Origin of the sequence: Sphingobacterium gobiense (assembly GCF_002980575.1) — a bacterium.
Taxonomy (GTDB): domain Bacteria; phylum Bacteroidota; class Bacteroidia; order Sphingobacteriales; family Sphingobacteriaceae; genus Sphingobacterium; species Sphingobacterium gobiense.
In genome coordinates this window covers 1,118,907-1,138,254 of the sequence record NZ_PVBS01000001.1, presented here as the reverse complement: position 1 = coordinate 1,138,254, position 19,348 = coordinate 1,118,907, and the positions used below count along the sequence as shown (strand labels likewise).

The following is a 19,348-nucleotide window of genomic DNA, read 5'->3' as shown; positions in this document are numbered from 1 at the left end:
AAGCAGACGATTTAATATGAAAAGCAGACTAAAAAAGCGTATCGCACTTTGGAGCACTGTAGTGTTTATGTTAGGCGCTTTAGCCACTCACGGACAACCCACGAAAGTACCGAAAGATGAAATATGGGATAAGATAGAGCGGTATTTTGTACCACCCGAACAATTTAAACAAGAATTAGGTGAATATCGTTCCCCTTTGAATTTTTATGATGGCAGGGTAGTAAAAACAAAGGAAGATTGGGAAGAACGGAGGACAGAAATTAGAGAAAAATGGCACGACATGATGGGGGAGTGGCCTGATATAATAGAAGATCAGACCTTAAACATATTGGACTCTATTCAGAAAGAGGGGTACACACAATATACGGTGACTTTTAAATGGTTGCCGAACGAAGAAACAACGGGATATCTTTTAGTACCCGAAACAAAAGGTAAAAAACCAGCAGTGGTAACGGTTTTCTATGAACCAGAAACAGCAACAGGTGCGGGAAAACCACATCGCGATTTCGCCTTGCAATTAACAAAACGTGGGTTTGTAACATTATCCATCGGCACGAAAGAGACATCTGCCAACAGAACCTATTCGCTTTATTATCCGTCAATAGATAATGCTACAGTGCAACCCTTGTCTATGCTGGCATATGCTGGGGCGAATGCTTGGGAGGCATTGGCGAAATATCCAGAAGTCGATGAAACCCGCATCGGAATTATGGGACACTCTTATGGTGGCAAATGGGCGATGTTTGCCTCTGCTTTATATGATAAATACGCCTGTGGGGTGTGGTCTGATCCGGGTATTGTTTTTGACGAAACAAAAGGAAGCGGTGTGAATTATTGGGAACCCTGGTATCTTGGTTATTATCCTCCGCCTTGGAAAAACACATGGCAAAAAACAGGAATGAGAGCAGATGCAAAGGGGCTATATCCGAAACTAATTGAAGAGGGGTATGATCTACACGAGTTACATGCGTTAATGGCACCACGTCCTTTTTTGGTTTCAGGTGGATCTTCAGACCCCTTGGAAAGATGGATACCACTAAACCATACTATTGCAGTAAATAAATTGTTGGGGTTTGAAAACCGGGCAGCTATGACAAATCGCGTAGCACATTCACCAGATAACACTTCCAATGAACAGGCGTTTTTATTTTTTGATTACTTTTTGAAACGTTAGACCGGAGGCGATGTATATCTGGAAAATTTAATGTAAATTTATCGTAGACCAACTTTATTAGGGAAGTATGATGTCTGATGACAAGGAGAAAAAACGTTTTGGTATTAAAGATATTGCCAAACTTGCCGATGTTTCTATCGGAACGGTAGACCGTGTGCTTAATAATAGAAAGGACGTCTCCGAAGCAACCCGGAAAAAGGTTAAGGATATCATAAAAGAAAACAATTATCAGCCTAATCTTTACGCCAGATCATTATCCGTCAAAAATAATATTAAGATTTCAGTTATTATCCCTAAGACATCGTTACAGACAGGTTATTGGCAACTGTGTTTAGATGGTATTAACAAAGGTATACAGGAGTTGGAACCCTTCGGTATACAAACTGAGGTGTTTCTTTATGATCAAGAAGATGTTCACACTTTTTTAGAGGTTTCGGAAAAAACGATAAAGTCTAACTTTAATGCTGTAGTCATAGCACCGATATTCATTAAAGAAACGGAAGCTTTTGTGAAAAAATGCCATCGGAAAAAACTGCAGACGATATATATAAACTCCGATATCCCAACTAAATCAACATTAGGTTATATCGGTCCAAATTTGAACAGTACGGGGAGATTGGCGGGGAACCTGACTTCTTATTTAGTTGGAACAAATGCCAAGATACTTATTTTGAACATTGCGAAAGGCTTGGAAAACTATAAGTATTTAGATACAAAAATTGAGGGCTACAGAACGTATCTTAATGATCTGGACCGGAATTTTAGAATAGAAGTTATCGATATCCCTTATAACGAATATGAAGAGGTGGAAAAGGAGTTATTATCCAATATTGAAAAGTTTACTCCTGATGTATTGTTTGTTACGAATTCCAGAGTTTCTGTTGTAGGACGTTTTTTTCATGATCATCAGGAGATAAAGAAACCCTATATTATAGGATTTGACTTTTTGGAAGCCAACGTAGACTATCTCTCAAAGGGGATTGTAGATTTCTTAATCTGTCAGCGTCCGGATAAACAGGGATATTTTGCGTTAAACTACCTGTATAGATTCTTTTTACTAAAAGAGAATGTCACGAATTTTAAACCCATGCCAATTGATATTATTACCATTGAAAATTATATGTTTTACGAAAATTAAAAAAAATTTGTTTTTTTAATGTTTATGTTCTACCTTGGATTATATTATAAGCAATAAATTAGTTGACATTAGACAGAGACTAACGTGATGAAAAGAATTTCCTTAGAAAATTTACCGTTATTTTTTTAACTAATAAAGCATGTTGCCCTTTTTTTTACACAATGTTCGGTAACGTTAACGATAAGACATCGATATAACTATAAATTATATAAAATAGAACATCAAATTAAAATACAGCTGAGTTAAAATTATAAGACTAATTATGGTGACAAAGAACAACTCATTTTTATTTTATCCTAGGGGTAGAATGCAAAAACGGGGACGACTATTGGTGAGGTTATGCGGGATAGGAATAACTGCATTCTTTATAGGAAGCGGTTATGCAGCGGCATACTCATCTGAGCTAGATGAAGGAATAACGCTAAATACCAATCCGTATAATCAAAGTGAGATAAAAGGTTCCGTACGTGATGCAAATGGGGAGCCTATCGTAGGAGCAACGGTGACCCATGTTAGGACACAATCAAGCGTCTCTACGGACGAAAACGGAGTTTTCAACCTGTCGGCGTCGGGACTGAGTTCTTCCGATGTTTTAGTCATATCTTATGTCGGGTACGTAACTCAAAAAGTGAGTGTTGGCAATAAAACGTCCCTTGATATAGTTTTGGACGAGCAGGACTCGACGCTGGAAGAGGTAGTGGTTGTTGGTTACGGTACACAGAAACGCGCGCATATGACAGCAGCGGTTGATGTGGTTTCGGGCGAGGCCTTGGCTAACCGTCCGTCGGCTAACGTAGCCGATCTTATTAAAGGCGCCTCACCGAATATGAATATCAATATGGGCATGCGGGGAGGCGAACCGGGAGCCGCAAGTGGCTGGAATATTCGGGGAGTAGGATCGCTGCGGGGTAGTAGTGATCCCTTGATATTAGTTGACGGTGTCGAGATAGATATCAACAGCGTAGATCCCGAAACGATTGAAAGCGTTTCCGTGTTAAAAGATGCTTCTGCGTCGGCTGTATATGGTTCGCGGGCACCCTATGGAGTAATCCTCATTACGACAAAAAAAGGGAGCAGAGCAGAGGGTGTGAAAGTTGATTATTCCAATAACGCCTCTATTTCCTCCCTTCTTCGTCTGCCTCATTTTATTGATTCGTATACCTGGGCGACAGCCTATAACCAAGCCAATGCCAATGCCGGTCTCACTTCCGTTTATTCGGATGAACAGATGGAAAGAATAAAAGGATATATCGATGGGATTTTTCCATATGAATATGATCCAGAGAATCCGATTGACAATATTTGGGCCGGTCGGCGAAATGGGAATGCGAATAACGACTGGCCTCATCTTTTGATGGGAAACAACTCGTTAAGCCACAAACATAATTTAAATGTATCGGGTGGATCGGAACGGACACAGTATTTTCTTTCGGCTGGCTATTCCAGACAGAACGGAACGTATGCTGTTGGTCACGACCATTATCAGCGGTATAATCTCATGTCCAATGTGTCGACAGAAGTGACCGACTGGTTGCGGCTAAATTCCAGCTTGAAGTGGGCGTCCTCGGATACGGATTATCCGATGGGAGAAACGACTGTGGGAAGGGAACATACCTTTCGTGAGATGTTGATGTTTGCTCCAATGATGCCGTATTATAATATTAATGGTACGGTTCAGAGTCCATTGGTGCGCTTGTTGCAAGATTCAGGGCGGGATATAAGTAAACGGGCAGATTTCTTAGCAAATATCGGTGCGGAGATCGAACCTGTCAAGGGCTGGAAGACCACATTCAATTATAACTATAACACCCGCAATACAAAAGCCAGCAGTAATCCCAAACCAGTGATGGTCGAACTAGGAGACGGTTCGCTTGGTAATATTGGAAAGCCGGAATCTACCTATGTGTCGAGTTACTCCGAACGGGTCTATAAGCTATTGAATGCAGTAACCTCATATGAATCACAGATCGATGATCATTTCTTTAATATCATGCTGGGTTTTGAGCAGGAAGAAGCGTTTACAAGCGGATTAACAGCAACAGGAACCTCGCCGGTAGTGGATGAATATCCTTCCATCAGGACTTCTTTAGGGGGCGTAATCGCCTCGGATAATATGGAACATTGGGCAACCAGAGGGGTTTTTGGTCGATTGAATTATAATTATCAAGAAAAATATTTAGTCGAAGTAAGCGGGCGTTACAGTGGCTCTTCTCGGTTTCCAAAAGAAAACCGATTCGGATTCTTTCCTTCGGCATCTGTGGGCTACACCATATCTAATGAACCGTTTTGGGAATCTGTACAGCCCTATATCAACTACTTTAAACTAAGAACGTCTTACGGCTCTCTCGGCAATCAGAATATTTTAAAGAGCGGACAAAGGGAACCGTACTATTTTTATGACAAAATCAACATTTCTCCGGAAGCACCATGGATTATAGGAAATGCACGCCCCCCATACGCCAACGTGCCTGCAATCATTAGTGACGAAATCACCTGGGAAACAATCAATACATTTAATGTTGGGATGGAGATGAACTTACTTGATTCCCGTTTAGGAATAACGTTCGACTGGTACGATAGGAAGACATTAAATATGTTGGGAGCCGCTTATGAATTGCCGTTTGTGTTAGGGGCAAGCGCACCGATTACAAATAATGCCGATTTATCGACGAAAGGGTTTGAATTGGTTGTAAACTGGAATGATAAGGTGGGAACTGATTTTAATTACAATGTTAAATTGGCTTTAGGCGATAGCCGAACAACGATAACGCGATACTGGAATCCGACAGGGAGAATAGATGGCTGGTATGCGGGAAAGGAACACGGAGAAATTTGGGGTTTCGAGACGCTGGGTATTATTCAAACGCAACAGGATATTGAATCAATGGCAGATCAGTCGCGATATCACGCCAACTGGAATCTTGGAGATATTATGTACAGAGATATAGGTGGAGGGGATAAGGGACAGCCTGACGGTGTCATCGATGAGGGAAGCCGTACATTGGATGACCATGGGGACCTTAAAATTATCGGGAATACGAGTCCGCGTTATAATATCGGTATCAACGCAGGTGCCAGCTGGAAAGGTGTTGACTTCAATATGTTCTGGCAGGGCATTCTAAAACGGGATTTTTATCCGGAAACGACCTCACCTTTGTTCTGGGGTTTGACAAGTGCTTGGGCCGGTTCGGGTCTTTACAAGGACTCACCGGCGCTCGATTATTGGCGCCCAGCGGATGAAACAAATATACTGGGACCCAACATCGGAGCATATCTGCCCAAACCTTATTTTACGGCAGAGACAAATAAAAATAGACGGGAGCAGACACGCTATTTACAGAATGCGGGATTCATCCGGTTGAAAAATGTACAGGTTGGTTACACATTACCTGCTTCAGCAGTCGGAAGCATATTTAGCAAAGCGCGCGTTTACTTCTCGGGGGAGAACTTGTTGACTTTCTCTAGTCTGCCGAAAGTATTTGATCCAGAGACAGCTATTGCCTCGGATAGCCGGGAAGACGGATATCTCACCAGCGGTGTAATATACCCGATGAGTAAAGTTTTTTCGTTTGGTCTTAACCTCACATTAAAATAATGATGATTATGAAAACTTTAATAAAAATGATTGGGCTGGCTTCCTTGTTTTTCCTTATGGCCTGCAATGACGACTTTTTGGAACGTCCGCCATTAGATCAGGTAGCATCTGACAGGTTTTTTGAAAAACCTAAAGATTTGGAAACGTATGTAAACCAATATTATAACGCAACTTTTTTTCCAAAGTATGCCAACCATGGAAATGATTACGATAGCGACGATCTCGTTGGCCCTACGGTCAATACACGTTTACAGGGCACAAGACCGGTCTTGACCACGGGGACCATCGGTTTTGGGAATGTGCGGAGTATCAATTATTTTATGACGCATTATAAAAAAATTGAAGAATTTCACGATTTCGACAGCTATAAACAATATGTGGGCGAAGCTTATTATTTTAAAGCGGTAACGTATTTCAACCTGTTGAAAAGTTATGGCGATATCCAATGGCTGGATACAGATCTGGGAGATACCTCTCCTGAACTGTACAATCCGCGAACACCACGGGAAGTGGTAGTCGACCGTATCATCGGATGTCTCGATACGGCTGCGCTGTACCTGACAGCAGATAAGACCAACGGGTATGAACGCATTAATAAATGGATCGCATTGCTAATGCAAAGCCGTGTGGCCTTATACGAGGGAACCTGGCAGAAATATCATAACGGTACATCATTCGGCGTTGAAAATGCGGATCCGAATAAATATCTTGAAAAGGCCGTAGGAGCAGCAGAACAGATTATGGAATCCGGTCTGTATGCGATCTACAGTACCGGCAAGCCAGAGGAAGATTATCGGAATCTGTTTATTCAACGGGAATATTCATCCAGCAATGAAGTCATGTTCTGGCGGAAGTACGATAATAATCTATCTCGGGGAAATAGCTCGTTTACCAACGATCGCAACTTCCGGATGTCACAGCCACTTGGAAGGTCGATCTCCAAAAGCGTTATCGATGACTATCTTTGTACCGATGGGCGAGCGATTGGAGGAAACCCACTCTTCCAGGGACATACAACCATTGTACAGGAAATGGAAAACAGAGATCCCCGGTTCAGACAAACGGTTGCTTCTCCCGATCAGGTCTGGAAAATACAGGCGCATGGAAACGTGGAAAATTGGTCTTCGGTATTTGCAAGGATGAATGCCAACGCTGATCTTAATGCGCCCACAGGGTATATGATCCAAAAAGGATACGATCCCCAGGTTATATACCATGTACAGCAATATGGAGAGGAACCATCTATTCTTTTCCGGTATGCGGAAGTATTGTTAAATTATATCGAGGCAAAAGCCGAATTGGGTACTAGTACGCAGGGCGATATCGATAAGACTGTTAAGCTGCTTCGCGATCGTGTGGGTATGCCGAATATCGATATAGGATCAATCGCAACAGATTCGGACTGGGATTTTCCCACGCTACCACCTTTAATCAACGAAATCCGGAGGGAGCGCCGGATAGAGTTGGTTGGAGAAGGCTTTCGATGGGATGATATAGCGCGTTGGGCAGCGGCGGACGAACTGATCGTTGGCAAACGGCCCAAAGGGTTTAAAGCGAGCCAGATCAGCAATAACCCATTTCATGAAGACGAAGCTGGATTTATGGATCCGTTTCAAAAAGCCATGCCTGGGGGATATGGGTTTAAATTGGATAGGGACTATTTAGATTGCATCCCTGAAAGCCAGATTGTATTGAATCCAGAAAACTTGACACAAAATCCGGGTTGGCGATAATAATATATAGAGAATCTGGAAAGGAAAGCTATAATGTCTAGTAAAAGAACGTTCGTGCTTGGGGGGATTTGCATATGGACATGGCTATGTGTTATGTCATGTCAATCGTGTAATCGACAACCACATGATTATGTCACAGAAGTGATCGACCATGTCAAGCTTGATGATTCATTTTTGGAGATAGCTACGGTAGCAGATAGTCTGCAGGTGCCGTGGGGAATGACATTTTTTGATGATAAAATTCTATTTACCGAGATCATCGGAAACGTGAAGCAACTGGATCTGTCGACCGGTCAAGTTTCTACCCTCCTGCGTGTGCCGGATGTATTTACAAGGACAACTCCGGGTTTACTGGATATCGTCGTACAGAAAGGTGTAAAAGATAATCCCTATGTTATTATTAACTATACAGCTAAAGAGAATGATCGTATCATTTCTAAATTGGTGCGATACACTTATCAAAAAGATACATTGATTAACCCAGTCGATCTGTTGACGGTCAAAGGTGCAAAGGGACATAATGGCGCCAGACTAATGCTGGACAGCAAAAATATGCTCTATTGGGCAACGGGTGATGTGGCAGATAATACAGAAGCGCAAGATTCAACTACATTGAATGGTAAGATTCTGAGGATGACGATAAACGGCGAAATTCCCCCCGATAATCCTATACCAAACAGCTTTGTGTATGCTTGGGGATTTCGTAATATGCAGGGGTTAACCATAGATGACCGAGGGAATATATTTACATCTGAACATGGTGACGCGATTGAAGACGAGATCAATCTGATTAAACCGTTGAACAATTATGGCTGGCCCGCTATAGAGGGTATGCACGATACACCTGATGAGATAGAAATAGCTAAACACTCCTCACGAACAAAACCTATTTGGTCGTGGACACCTGTAGTAGCACCCGCCGGTTTAGCATATTACGGAGAAAGCGATATTCCGGAATGGAAGAACACACTCTTACTCGTTACGCTCAAATCGCAATCATTAAGGGTACTACATTTGGATGATAAAAATCAACAAGTGAAACGGGAACAGGTGTATTTTTCTAAAAAATATGGAAGAATGCGATCCGTGTTGGTGACACCTAATGGCGATATCTATTTGTCAACCAGCAATAGGGATTGGAATCCACAGCCGGGATTTCCGCTGCCGACCGACGACAGGATACTAAGACTAAGAAAAACTACAGAGACGCCGGATAATTATTTGAAGGAAGATGTCGTAGAAACCGAATCTAAAGAGCATAAGGGAAAACAACTGTATACCAGCTTTTGCGCTTCATGTCATAAAGAAGATGGTCTTGGGGTTAAAGGTACTTTTCCTCCTCTGAAGAATGCTGCGAGGGTAGAGGACAGCAATGCTTTTATCGATCTTTTGTTAAACGGTAGCAAAGGTAGGGATACGATAAATGGTGTCTTCTACGAACAGGATATGGCCAGCTTCTCCTTTTTGAACGATGAGGAGTTGGCAGCTATTATCAATTATGTCAAGACAGCGTTTGGTGACGGAGAACAAATAAGTGACGACCATGTTAAGAAAAAAAGAAAATAGATGAAAAGACTATTAAACATTTTAGGGCCTGGGATTATCACAGCCGCACTTGTGTTCGGCCCGAGCAAGATGACCATCACCTCCAAAATGGGGGCAGACTACGAATATTCACTGTTATGGATTGTCTTGGTGGCGCTGTTTTTTATGGGGATATATACGGCAATGTGTTCTCGCATAGGCGTGGTTCATGACAAGTCTTTATTGACTTTGATAAAAGAACGCCTTGGCAAAGGCATCGGTGTCGCGATAGGTGTAGGTATATTTTTAGTGGCGACGTCTTTTCAAGCGGGCAATAGTGTAGGAGTAGGCATGGCCATTGGAGAAGCTACAGGTACCCCGATGTATATCTGGATCGTTGTCTTTACTACAATAGCTATTGCTTTGTTGTTTTTTCCTTCCTTTTACAGGATTATGGAAAAAGTTATGCTAACATTGATACTGGTTATGTTGGCGTGCTTTATTGCTACACTATTTCTCGCAGATGTTTCATTAGGTAATTTATTTTCGGGTTTTATTCCTTCCCTGCCCGAAGGCTCTCTAGGATTGATAATAGCGTTTACCGCCTCTTGTTTTTCGCTTGTAGGCGCATTTTACCAGACCTATTTGATTCAGGAACGACGAAAATTAAATCGTGGGGATGTCACTGTTCGCAATTCTGCGAGGGGAGCTTATACAGGAGTGGTTATTTTGGGGTTTATGAGTGCAGCCGTGATGATTTGTGCAGCGGCGGTCTTATTTCCCAAAGGTATACACGTAAGTAGTGCCGCTGAAATGGGCAAGGCGTTAGAGCCATTATTTGGAAAACATGCCAGTTCGCTGTTTTTTGTCGGGTTGTTTGGTGCTGCCTTTTCATCATTGGTAGGTAATGCAACGATAGGAGGTACATTATTAGGAGATGCGTTGGGGGTTGGAAGCAGCCTGGATTCCAAAAAAGTCAAAATATTGATTTCTATCGTCATGATCCTTGGGTGTGTTGTAGCTATTTCTTTTGGCAGGCTACCTTTGGAGTTAATTGTTTTGGCTCAAAGCGTAACCATATTTTTAGTGCCTTTTATAGGCGTGTCTATTTATTTAATTGCAAACAATAAATCGATTATGGGAGATAAAGCTAATAATCTCTTTTACAAGATAGCGGGGGCATTAGGCTTAATTGTCATCTGCATATTAATGGTTAGTAATATTTATGATATGTTTTTAAAATAAAAATGGAGAATCAGGTTTTAGTAGAATTGGAGTACAAGTTTACACAACCGTCCGCGTTATTTCTCGAAGATCTTGCGCATATTGATGGTGATTTTATATTTCTAGGTATTGGGGGAAAAATGGGGCCGAGCATGGCCAAGTTGCTATTGGAGGGTTTGCGCCAAGTTGGTGTTTCCCGAAAGGTGTACGGTGTTTCACGCTTTTCAGATGATAGCAGCCGACAATACCTAGAAAATTTAGGTGTGGAAACCATCGTTTGTGACTTGTTGGACGATGAAGCCTTACAATCGCTTCCTTATGCAAAAAACGTTATCTATTTGGCGGGTTTTAAATTCGGTGCGACAGGAAAGGAAGATTTTACTTGGGCGATGAATACTTACCTGCCGGGACGTATAGCCGAGAAGTACAAGAATTCGCGTATCGTCGCATTTTCCTCAGGTAACGTATTGCCTTTTGTCGACGTTCGATCGGGAGGCGTCGACGAATCGGTCCTTCCGGAACCGATAGGAGAATATGCCCAAAGTACATTAGGGCGTGAACGGATTTTTACTTATTTCAGTAAGAAAAACGGCACGCCGATACTGTTGTATAGATTAAATTACGCCGTGGATTTCCGATATGGCGTGATCCGAGAAATTGCAAAACAGGTTTATCACCAGCAACCGATTGACATACGTACAAATAATGTCAATGTAATCTGGCAAAGTGATGCCAATGAAATAGCTATCCGTAGCTTATTGCATGTCGAAAGCCCGGCGAAGGTGCTGAATGTAACGGGACCAGAGATATTGTCTATAAAATGGGTTGCAGAAAAGCTTGGGGAACTACTGGGAAAGGAACCCTTGTTTGTACATGAACCTGAACAGACAGCATTATTAAATAATGCGTCGGAATGCCATAGGATATTTGGCTACCCTCAAGTAGGTATATTGGATATTATTACCATTACGGCGCAATGGATATTGCAAGACGGTGGAGAGTTTGGGAAAGATACACATTTCCAGGAGAGAGGAGGGAAGTTTTAATGAAAAGATTAAATAGTGTCCTGAAGTCTTTGCTCATGGAGGGTACAGTCATTCCTGCCCATCCGCTCGCGCTGGACCAGTTTCGTAATTTCGATGAGGAAAACCAAAAGCTGTTGACGCAATACTATATCCAAAGCGGGGCCGGAGGAGTAGCTGTGGCGGTACATTCTACGCAATTCGAGATCCGTTTACCTAAATATAATCTCTTTGAGAAAGTTTTACGAGTGACGGCCGATGTTATTGATAGGGTTAAACTGGATCGTCCATTTGTAAAAATCGCGGGAATATGTGGTCTCTCCGAACAAGCTGTTCAGGAAGCGCGGATTGCCGTAGATTACGGATATGATATGGGGTTGTTAAGCATGGGCGGGCTGCAGGGTTTGAGTGAAAAGCAAATACTCGAACGTACAGAGGAAGTTGCCAAGGTGATTCCCGTGTTTGGATTTTATTTGCAGCCTTCGGTTGGCGGACGGGTGTTTTCGTATGATTTCTGGTCTACATTTGTGGAGATAGATAACGTAGAAGCCATTAAATGCGCTTCCTTTAATCGTTACCAGACCTTGGACGTAGTTCGCGCGATTGCCAATTCCTCCAGACGGGATCAAATTGCTTTATATACAGGTAATGACGATAATATTGTGCAGGACTTGTTGTCAATTTATCGATTTAATGTAAATGGTAAAGATATAGAAATAGAGTTCAGGGGAGGTCTGTTAGGACATTGGGCGGTGTGGACCCATAAAGCTGTAGCGTTGTTGGCTAAAGTCAAAGATTATAAGGATAATCCATCGTTTGTTAAATGGAGGGCGTTACAGATATTGTCGAACCAAACGACTGATGCGAATGCGGCATTATTCGATACAGCGAATAATTTTCACGGATGTATACCGGGAATACACGAGGTGCTGCGACGTCAGGGATTGATGAAAGGTACCTGGTGCCTTAACCCAGATGAGGTATTGTCACTGGGACAATATGAAGAAATATCAAGAATATATGCAGCCTATCCGGAGTTAAATGATGATAAATTTGTAACGGAGTTTTTGAAACAGAATTTCACGGGAGTATAGGGTTTGTTAAAATATACTATATTTACCTTATAAGTTATAGTATGGATAGAGAGAGAGATTTTGACATCATTGTGGTGGGATCCGGAATCAGCGGTGGCTGGGCGGTCAAAGAATTTACCGAAAGGGGATTTAAAACACTTTTGATCGAACGAGGGCGAATGGTTAAGCATATTCAGGATTATCCTACGGCATACACGGATACATGGGAGTTGGAACATCGGGGTCAGAAAACACGAGAGGATCTAACGCGGAACAAAGGGATCAGCAAGCACTACGCTTATTCGGAGGCTACCCGACATTTTTACATCAACGACGAGGATCAGGAATACATTCAAGAAAAGCCCTTTGATTGGGTCAGAGGCTACCAAGTAGGCGGTAAGTCGCTGCTGTGGGCTCGACAGACACAGCGGTGGAGCGATTTTGAATTTGATGCACCTCGGAAATACGAGTATGCTGCGGATTGGCCGATACGTTATCAGGATATGGCACCTTGGTACGCGCACGTAGAACGATTTGTTGGTATAGCAGGGACAAAAGATGGTATTCCCAATATGCCAGATAGTGAAGTGGTCGGCGCTTTTGAAATGAATCAAGTGGAGCAAGCCATTGCAAATAGTATTGCGCAGCGTTATTCGGATAGGAAAGCGATTATCGGACGCTGTGCAAACCTCGCAGGGATAAAAGAAGAGCAAATTGCACAGGGGCGAAGTAGATGTATGGCGCGTTCGTTATGTGAGAGAGGTTGCCCTTTCGGAGCATACTTTAGCTCGAATTCTTCTACCTTACCTTATGCGGAGAAAACAGGAAACTTAACGATTATGATGGATACCATTGTAGAATCCGTTTTGTATGACGACAAAACGAAGAAAGCAATCGGTGTACAGACTATTGACCTCAAAACAAAAAATAAAAAAATCTTTAAATCAATTGTAGTTTTTTTAAATGCATCGACCCTTAATTCTAATTTGATATTACTGAATTCGAAATCCGATCGGTTTCCGAATGGATTGGGGAATGATAACGGGCTAATGGGAAAATATATTACATTTCATAACTATCGGGGTCGTATTACAGCCGACTTTCCTGGATATGAAAATTCGTATTATTACGGTAGACGTCCGACCCAGGTTTTTATTCCAGCGTTCAAAAACATTCATCGGGCGGAGCAGACTTTTAAGGGGTCATATCTTATCGCTTTTGCCGCTTATCGCGATTCGTGGGCTAGGGGAATCGCAACGGAAGGTTTAGGAGCTGATTTTAAGGATAATTTGCTGGAACCGGGCGGTTGGAAGATCTCAATGATGATGCAAGGCGAAGTACTCCCATCGTTTAATAATCATGTACGGTTGAGCCCAGACAAAGTCGATAAATATGGCTTACCTCAATTAATTACTTCTGTGGATTATAGTGCAAATGATATGATGATGATGGAAGATTTCTTTAAAGAAGGGACAGAAATGTTGACCCAGGCAGGTGCAGGAAATATCCGTACATTAGATCAACATGAAGCGTTCGGGAGGCAACCGGGATTGGAAGTGCACGAAGTAGGTGGTGTTCGAATGGGAAACGACCCAAATACCTCACTGTTGAATAGATATAATCAATTGCATCTTTGTGAGAATGTTTTTGTAACCGATGGTGCGTGTATGACTAGTATAGGGAACCAAAACCCTTCACTTACGTTTATGGCACTTACAGCCCGCGCAGCAAACCACGCTATGGACCTAATACAGGAGAAAAAGCTATAACACGAAATAGAGGGAATCAAATATATAGCTTATTTTAAAAAATATTTTGGATTAAAGAAAGTTTGGCTTATCTTCGGTAACGTACACAATTAACGCTTCCCAAATTATTAGTAAGGCAGAACATTGGTAAGATGATTTTAGAGTGCTACATATTCGTTATTTTTGTATTCTGTATGAGGGACGTAACGTTTTTATATGAAGAAAAATGAAAAAGAACTGGTCGGCGTAAAAGAAATTGCACGTCGGGCGAATGTCTCTATCGCAACGGTAGATAGGGTACTGCATAATCGGACAGGGGTTTCGGAAAAGACCAAACAAAAGATTAATGACATTATCAAAGAATTGGACTATAAGCCCAATATCTTAGCTAGGCGGTTAGCTTCATCTAAAACCATGCATCTTTATACGCTAATACCCGAAGTATCGGAGGAGACAGACTACTGGTCTGTGCCATTACAAGGTATTATACAGGCTGAAAAAGAGATTATGCTTTATAATGTCAAAATCGAGAAGCTATTCTATGACATGAATGATAGAGAATCCTTTATGAAGCAGACCAAAGTAATCCTTCAATCAGAATCTGTGGACGGTGTGCTTTTGGCTCCGGCGTTTATCGAAGAAGCAATTGCATTTACAGATGTATGTCAGAAGAGAAAAATTCCTTTTGTTTTCATTAACTCGAATATCCCAAATCGTAAAAACCTAAGTTATTTTGGACCGGATCTTTTTTATAGTGGGTATACCGCCGCGCATCTGGTTGATTATTTAGTAGGAAAATCAGATCAGATATTGTTAATGAATATTGCTAAAGATATTAACTCAGATTATCACATTCTTAAAAAAGAAGAGGGGTTTACGGAATACTTCGTAGCAAATAATCCCGAGAGAATAATAAAGCAAAACCTAGATAAGACGGACTATCAATCGGTAAAAAAGACTGTTGCAAAGGCACTACGTGATTATCCTGATATACGGTTAATCTTTGTCACGAACTCGCGGGTTTCGTTAGTGGCGAAATACCTGTTAGAAAAGAAAACAGAAGATATGCTGTTGGTAGGATACGATTTTTTAGATCGAAATATTGAATTTCTTAATAAAGGTGTCATTGATTTTTTAATCTGTGAGAAACCACAGGAACAAGCATATCGCGGAATAAAGGCATTATATCGATATCTAATGTTCGAAGAAAAACAAGAAAAAGAATATTTAATGCCTATTGACATCATCCATCGAGAGAATCAACGATTCTATCGTAACTAGGTATACATTCGTAGTATACCTTTTTTATAAAAGAATAACGTGTACCTACACAATTATATTTAGAAGCTTTTTTTTAATGAAAATATAAGTTAATGGAAATCGAACAAAACAAAATAGAGCAGTTGCAGATCAGAACGTATGAAAGCCGTGAGCAGCTCGGACAAGATGCCGGGGAAATGGTCAGCAAAAAAATTCAAGAACTACAACGGCATAAGGATTACGTTTATATTATATTTGCTTCTGCACCTTCACAAAACGAATTTTTGGAAACGTTGGTAAAAGATACAATTATTGATTGGGAGAAAGTCGTCGCGTTTCACATGGATGAATATATTGGTTTAGACCTAGCCCATCCACAAAGTTTTGGATATTTTCTAAAGGAAAACCTATTTGATAAAGTACCTATTCATGATGTGCATTACATACAAGGGGATTCAGGCAATATCGAAAGGGAATGTGAGCGCTACGAACAATTACTGCGAACACACCCAGTAGATATTGTGTGTATGGGAATTGGAGAAAATACACACATAGCTTTCAATGACCCTCATGTAGCGGACTTTAATGATCCTTATTGGGTAAAAATCGTTGACCTAGATGATAAAAGTCGCCAACAACAAGTAAATGATGGGTGCTTTAATTCCTTCGATGAAGTGCCGACCCACGCCATCACATTGACCGTTCCGGCATTACTGCAGGGAAAATTTTTGTATTGTATGGTTCCGGGCGAGAATAAAGCTAAAGCGGTGTATCAAACGCTTTACGAAGGAATCGATGCTCGATATCCCTCTACCATATTGAGAAAGCATCAAAATGCACACTTATTCATTGATAAAGATAGTGCTCAATATCTTCATGAACCGTTGTGAGATTTAACACCATCTTCTCCAGCCTTTAAGCTTTGGAGAAGATGGTATCTCTTTTAGATTGATATACGGCCTGGATACGCTTTCAGAGCTTTCTCTAGGCAAGCCAATGCATTGCGTAAATCTTCCTGTTTAAGAACATATGCCAAACGTACTTGATTGATTCCAACATTAGGTGTGCTATAAAAGCCGGTAGCCGGAGCCATCATGACCGTTTCGTTGTTGTACGAAAATTCCTCCAATATCCATTGACAAAACTTGTCGGCATTATCAATAGGAAGTTTAGCTACGACATAAAATGCTCCACCTGGAACAGCGCAAAAGACGCCTTCTATCTTATTTAGCCCCTCAACAAGTGTATTCCGACGGGCAGTATATTCTTTGGACACAGCTTCAAAGTAGCTGTCTGGTGTATCTATCGCTGCTTCAGCAGCAATCTGTCCTTCAAGGGACGGGCTCAAACGTGTTTGTGCAAATTTGAGGGCGGTATGATATAATTCCTTGTTTTTGGTAATTAAGCAACCTATCCGTGCGCCACAGGCTGAGTATCGCTTGGATACCGTGTCGATAATAACCACATGCTGTTCAAGACCGTCTAAGTGCATGGGTGAAACAAATGTGTTACTATCATAACAAAATTCGCGATAAGCTTCGTCTGCAAATAGATAAAGGTCATATTTTAGACACAATGCTTTTAAGGATTCTAACTCTTCGCGTGAATAGAGATAGCCCGTAGGGTTATTGGGATTACAGATTGCAATTGCGCGCGTCCTATCAGTAATCAATTTTTCAAATTCCGCTATCGGCGGTAAAGCGAAGCCCGTTTCTATATAAGATAAGATAGGTCTTACTACAGCATCTGCTGCACAGACAAATCCATTATAGTTTGCGTAAAATGGTTCAGGAATTATGATTTCATCACCGGGGCTAAGACAGCTTTGCACAGCAATAGTAAGTGCCTCTGACCCACCGTTGGTCACTAAAATATCCGTAGGCGCGATACGGTAATTCAATTTATTGTAGTATGCTGCCAACTTTTCTCGATAGGAGGCAATGCCCTCCGACGGGGTATAAGCCCATATGGTGAAATCGATGTTTTTTAAAGCGTTTAGCATGATTTCAGGCGTCTCAATATCGGGTTGTCCGATATTTAAGTGATATACTTTCTTTCCTTCTTTTTTTGCCTGTTCTGCAAAAGGTGTAAGCTTTCTAATTGGTGAAGCCGGCATATCCCGACCTCTTTTTGATATTTCTGGCATTACCTTGTACGTTTTTAAGTATATGACAAAGCTAGTAAAAAACCTTTAGGAATCCTATGTTATGTGATAGATATCGAGGATGATACTTACTAAATATTCTGTGAATTCAGATTTTACGATAATATAATTTTTGTTGTAAACAACAAAGGTCATCAATTGATGACCTTTGCTTTGTTATATAGCCTCCGAAAGAGATGTGGATTGTTATTCTACATTTCCTTTAATTGTCAATGTTTTGACAGGTGTCTTTGTATTGGACTTAATCGTGAACTGTTTAGTAAAAGGGCCTTTAGCTGCAGCGTTATAGGTTACCGTGACCGTACCTCCTTCCCCTGGCTTTACAGGTGTTTTGGTGAATTCAGCGACCGAACAGCCACAAGATGGTTTCACCTCCCCGATGATAATAGGAGCATCGCCCGTATTGGAAAATTTAAAATTGTACGATGCGGGTTTATTTTGGGGAATGGTCCCAAAGTCGTGGGTTTCCTTTTCAAATTTGAATTCGCCTATAGCCACTGTCATGGACACGAAGCCAATGACTGCTATAAACGTCGCTAATATTCCTAATGTTCTTTTCTTCATTTTACTATATTCTTTAACCTCTATGGTAATTATCAAAAGATACGCCAAAATTACAAATAGCGTAAGGGATGAGACTCAAAACCCTCGAAATAAACAAAAATATTACATAAGCGCATTATATAATACCTTCTTTTAGGAGGTCTTGTATATGTATAATCCCTGCGTAATGTCCTTCTTGCGTAACTAAGAGCTGTGAAATATTATGTCGGCGCATCATATGAAGCGCATCAGCCGCGAGTTCCGCTCTTCTTATCGTTTTAGGACTTTGCGTCATAATGTCATTGGCCACCAAATGTGTTACATCTTCGTGTTTTTCAAGCATTCTGCGGATATCTCCATCCGTAATAATACCTACAATACCATTTGTGTCGATAACAGCTGTGGCGCCCAATCGATACTTCGTGATGGTAATGAGCACTTGGCGTATGTTTGCAGAGGGAGACACTTCGGGTTTTCCATTATTATCTGATAGGTCGCTGACTTTTAAATATAACTGTTTACCGAGTGTACCGCCGGGATGGTATTTAGCAAAATCACGATCTGAAAATTGACGACAGGTTTGTAGACAAACCGCCAGAGCGTCTCCCATAGCCAGCTGTGCAGTTGTACTTGTAGTAGGAGCCAGATTGTTTGGACAGGCCTCCCGTTCAACGGATGTATTCAAGATAAAGTTTGCATGTTGCGCTAAAAAAGAATCCATATTGCCCACCATAGCAACCAGTGTGTTGCCCGTTTGTTTTAAAAAAGGTACTAACACCTTGATCTCGGGCGTATTGCCGCTTTTGGATAGCGCAATAATAAGATCGTGCTCCTGAATGATTCCCAGATCCCCATGAATGGCATCAGCAGCGTGCATAAAAATAGCCGGTGTACCGGTAGAGTTAAGCGTTGCGACTATTTTTTGTGCAATAATTGCACTTTTGCCGATGCCTGTTACGATAATCCTACCTGATAGATCTAATATTTGGTTTACGACCGTAATGAAGTCGTGGTCAATAAATTGCGTTAGTTTCCGAATCGCTCCGGCTTCCAATTCCAGCGTCTCTATCGCAGTCTTTTTGATATCGATGTTGTGTATCACAGAAAAAATCGTTAATTTTATTTTAATTACCTACAAAAGTAGGTTATT

At 41.4% G+C, this 19,348-nt stretch carries 14 protein-coding genes; 11 read left to right on the top strand and 3 right to left on the bottom strand.

Going from position 1 to position 19,348, the window contains the following annotated elements; all coding sequences use genetic code 11:
- The first annotated feature begins 16 nt into the window (after positions 1 to 16).
- The 11 genes from C5749_RS04970 to C5749_RS04920 all read left to right on the top strand — a co-directional run bounded on the left by C5749_RS04970 (position 17) and on the right by C5749_RS04920 (position 16,381).
- Positions 17 to 1,174 (top strand): alpha/beta hydrolase family protein, encoded by a 1,158-nt coding sequence (locus tag C5749_RS04970; RefSeq protein WP_105723552.1) that lies wholly within the window; start codon positions 17 to 19, stop codon positions 1,172 to 1,174.
- A gap of 67 nt (positions 1,175 to 1,241) precedes the next feature.
- Positions 1,242 to 2,312 carry a LacI family DNA-binding transcriptional regulator gene (locus C5749_RS04965; RefSeq protein WP_105723550.1) on the top strand — a complete coding sequence of 357 codons (1,071 nt, stop codon included), beginning with the start codon at positions 1,242 to 1,244 and terminating at the stop codon, positions 2,310 to 2,312.
- A gap of 307 nt (positions 2,313 to 2,619) precedes the next feature.
- Positions 2,620 to 5,907: a SusC/RagA family TonB-linked outer membrane protein gene (locus C5749_RS04960; protein WP_181151275.1), complete on the top strand. Its 3,288-nt coding sequence runs from the start codon at positions 2,620 to 2,622 to the stop codon at positions 5,905 to 5,907.
- An 8-nt stretch (positions 5,908 to 5,915) separates the two neighbouring features.
- Positions 5,916 to 7,640 (top strand): RagB/SusD family nutrient uptake outer membrane protein, encoded by a 1,725-nt coding sequence (locus tag C5749_RS04955; protein ID WP_245893621.1) that lies wholly within the window; start codon positions 5,916 to 5,918, stop codon positions 7,638 to 7,640.
- A 33-nt stretch (positions 7,641 to 7,673) separates the two neighbouring features.
- On the top strand, positions 7,674 to 9,206 hold the full coding sequence (locus C5749_RS04950; RefSeq protein WP_245893620.1) for a PQQ-dependent sugar dehydrogenase: 1,533 nt from the start codon (positions 7,674 to 7,676) through the stop codon (positions 9,204 to 9,206).
- The gene (locus C5749_RS04945) at positions 9,207 to 10,409 is read left to right on the top strand and encodes an Nramp family divalent metal transporter (RefSeq protein ID WP_105723542.1); all 1,203 of its coding nucleotides are present in this window, start codon (positions 9,207 to 9,209) and stop codon (positions 10,407 to 10,409) included.
- 2 nt (positions 10,410 to 10,411) lie between these two features.
- On the top strand, positions 10,412 to 11,434 hold the full coding sequence (locus C5749_RS04940) for an NAD-dependent epimerase/dehydratase family protein (RefSeq protein ID WP_105723540.1): 1,023 nt from the start codon (positions 10,412 to 10,414) through the stop codon (positions 11,432 to 11,434).
- The gene (locus tag C5749_RS04935; protein WP_105723538.1) at positions 11,434 to 12,504 is read left to right on the top strand and encodes a dihydrodipicolinate synthase family protein; all 1,071 of its coding nucleotides are present in this window, start codon (positions 11,434 to 11,436) and stop codon (positions 12,502 to 12,504) included. The genes C5749_RS04940 and C5749_RS04935 overlap by 1 nt, the downstream gene beginning before the upstream one ends.
- A 41-nt stretch (positions 12,505 to 12,545) precedes the next feature.
- Complete coding sequence (locus tag C5749_RS04930) at positions 12,546 to 14,252, top strand: GMC oxidoreductase (protein ID WP_105723536.1); 1,707 nt, start codon at positions 12,546 to 12,548, stop codon at positions 14,250 to 14,252.
- A gap of 195 nt (positions 14,253 to 14,447) precedes the next feature.
- Positions 14,448 to 15,512 (top strand): LacI family DNA-binding transcriptional regulator, encoded by a 1,065-nt coding sequence (locus C5749_RS04925; RefSeq protein WP_105723534.1) that lies wholly within the window; start codon positions 14,448 to 14,450, stop codon positions 15,510 to 15,512.
- A 92-nt stretch (positions 15,513 to 15,604) separates the two neighbouring features.
- Entirely contained in the window at positions 15,605 to 16,381 is a 777-nt protein-coding gene (locus tag C5749_RS04920) for a glucosamine-6-phosphate deaminase (RefSeq protein ID WP_105723532.1), read from the top strand.
- A gap of 53 nt (positions 16,382 to 16,434) precedes the next feature.
- On the opposite strand, the gene C5749_RS04915 is transcribed toward C5749_RS04920, so the two are convergent.
- The 3 genes from C5749_RS04915 to C5749_RS04905 all read right to left on the bottom strand — a co-directional run bounded on the left by C5749_RS04915 (position 16,435) and on the right by C5749_RS04905 (position 19,297).
- Positions 16,435 to 17,637 (bottom strand): pyridoxal phosphate-dependent aminotransferase, encoded by a 1,203-nt coding sequence (locus C5749_RS04915; protein ID WP_105723530.1) that lies wholly within the window; start codon positions 17,635 to 17,637, stop codon positions 16,435 to 16,437.
- A gap of 204 nt (positions 17,638 to 17,841) precedes the next feature.
- On the bottom strand, positions 17,842 to 18,219 hold the full coding sequence (locus tag C5749_RS04910) for a DUF1573 domain-containing protein (protein ID WP_105725228.1): 378 nt from the start codon (positions 18,217 to 18,219) through the stop codon (positions 17,842 to 17,844).
- A gap of 115 nt (positions 18,220 to 18,334) precedes the next feature.
- Positions 18,335 to 19,297: a KpsF/GutQ family sugar-phosphate isomerase gene (locus tag C5749_RS04905; RefSeq protein ID WP_425443442.1), complete on the bottom strand. Its 963-nt coding sequence runs from the start codon at positions 19,295 to 19,297 to the stop codon at positions 18,335 to 18,337.
- Positions 19,298 to 19,348: the final 51 nt, after the last annotated feature.

Coding starts and splice junctions, on each gene's coding strand:
- C5749_RS04970 (WP_105723552.1), top strand. CDS start 17: ATGAAAAGCAGACTAAAAAAGCGTATCGCACTTTGGAGCACTGTAGTG.
- C5749_RS04965 (WP_105723550.1), top strand. CDS start 1,242: ATGATGTCTGATGACAAGGAGAAAAAACGTTTTGGTATTAAAGATATT.
- C5749_RS04960 (WP_181151275.1), top strand. CDS start 2,620: ATGCAAAAACGGGGACGACTATTGGTGAGGTTATGCGGGATAGGAATA.
- C5749_RS04955 (WP_245893621.1), top strand. CDS start 5,916: ATGAAAACTTTAATAAAAATGATTGGGCTGGCTTCCTTGTTTTTCCTT.
- C5749_RS04950 (WP_245893620.1), top strand. CDS start 7,674: ATGTCTAGTAAAAGAACGTTCGTGCTTGGGGGGATTTGCATATGGACA.
- C5749_RS04945 (WP_105723542.1), top strand. CDS start 9,207: ATGAAAAGACTATTAAACATTTTAGGGCCTGGGATTATCACAGCCGCA.
- C5749_RS04940 (WP_105723540.1), top strand. CDS start 10,412: ATGGAGAATCAGGTTTTAGTAGAATTGGAGTACAAGTTTACACAACCG.
- C5749_RS04935 (WP_105723538.1), top strand. CDS start 11,434: ATGAAAAGATTAAATAGTGTCCTGAAGTCTTTGCTCATGGAGGGTACA.
- C5749_RS04930 (WP_105723536.1), top strand. CDS start 12,546: ATGGATAGAGAGAGAGATTTTGACATCATTGTGGTGGGATCCGGAATC.
- C5749_RS04925 (WP_105723534.1), top strand. CDS start 14,448: ATGAAGAAAAATGAAAAAGAACTGGTCGGCGTAAAAGAAATTGCACGT.
- C5749_RS04920 (WP_105723532.1), top strand. CDS start 15,605: ATGGAAATCGAACAAAACAAAATAGAGCAGTTGCAGATCAGAACGTAT.
- C5749_RS04915 (WP_105723530.1), bottom strand. CDS start 17,637: ATGCCAGAAATATCAAAAAGAGGTCGGGATATGCCGGCTTCACCAATT.
- C5749_RS04910 (WP_105725228.1), bottom strand. CDS start 18,219: ATGAAGAAAAGAACATTAGGAATATTAGCGACGTTTATAGCAGTCATT.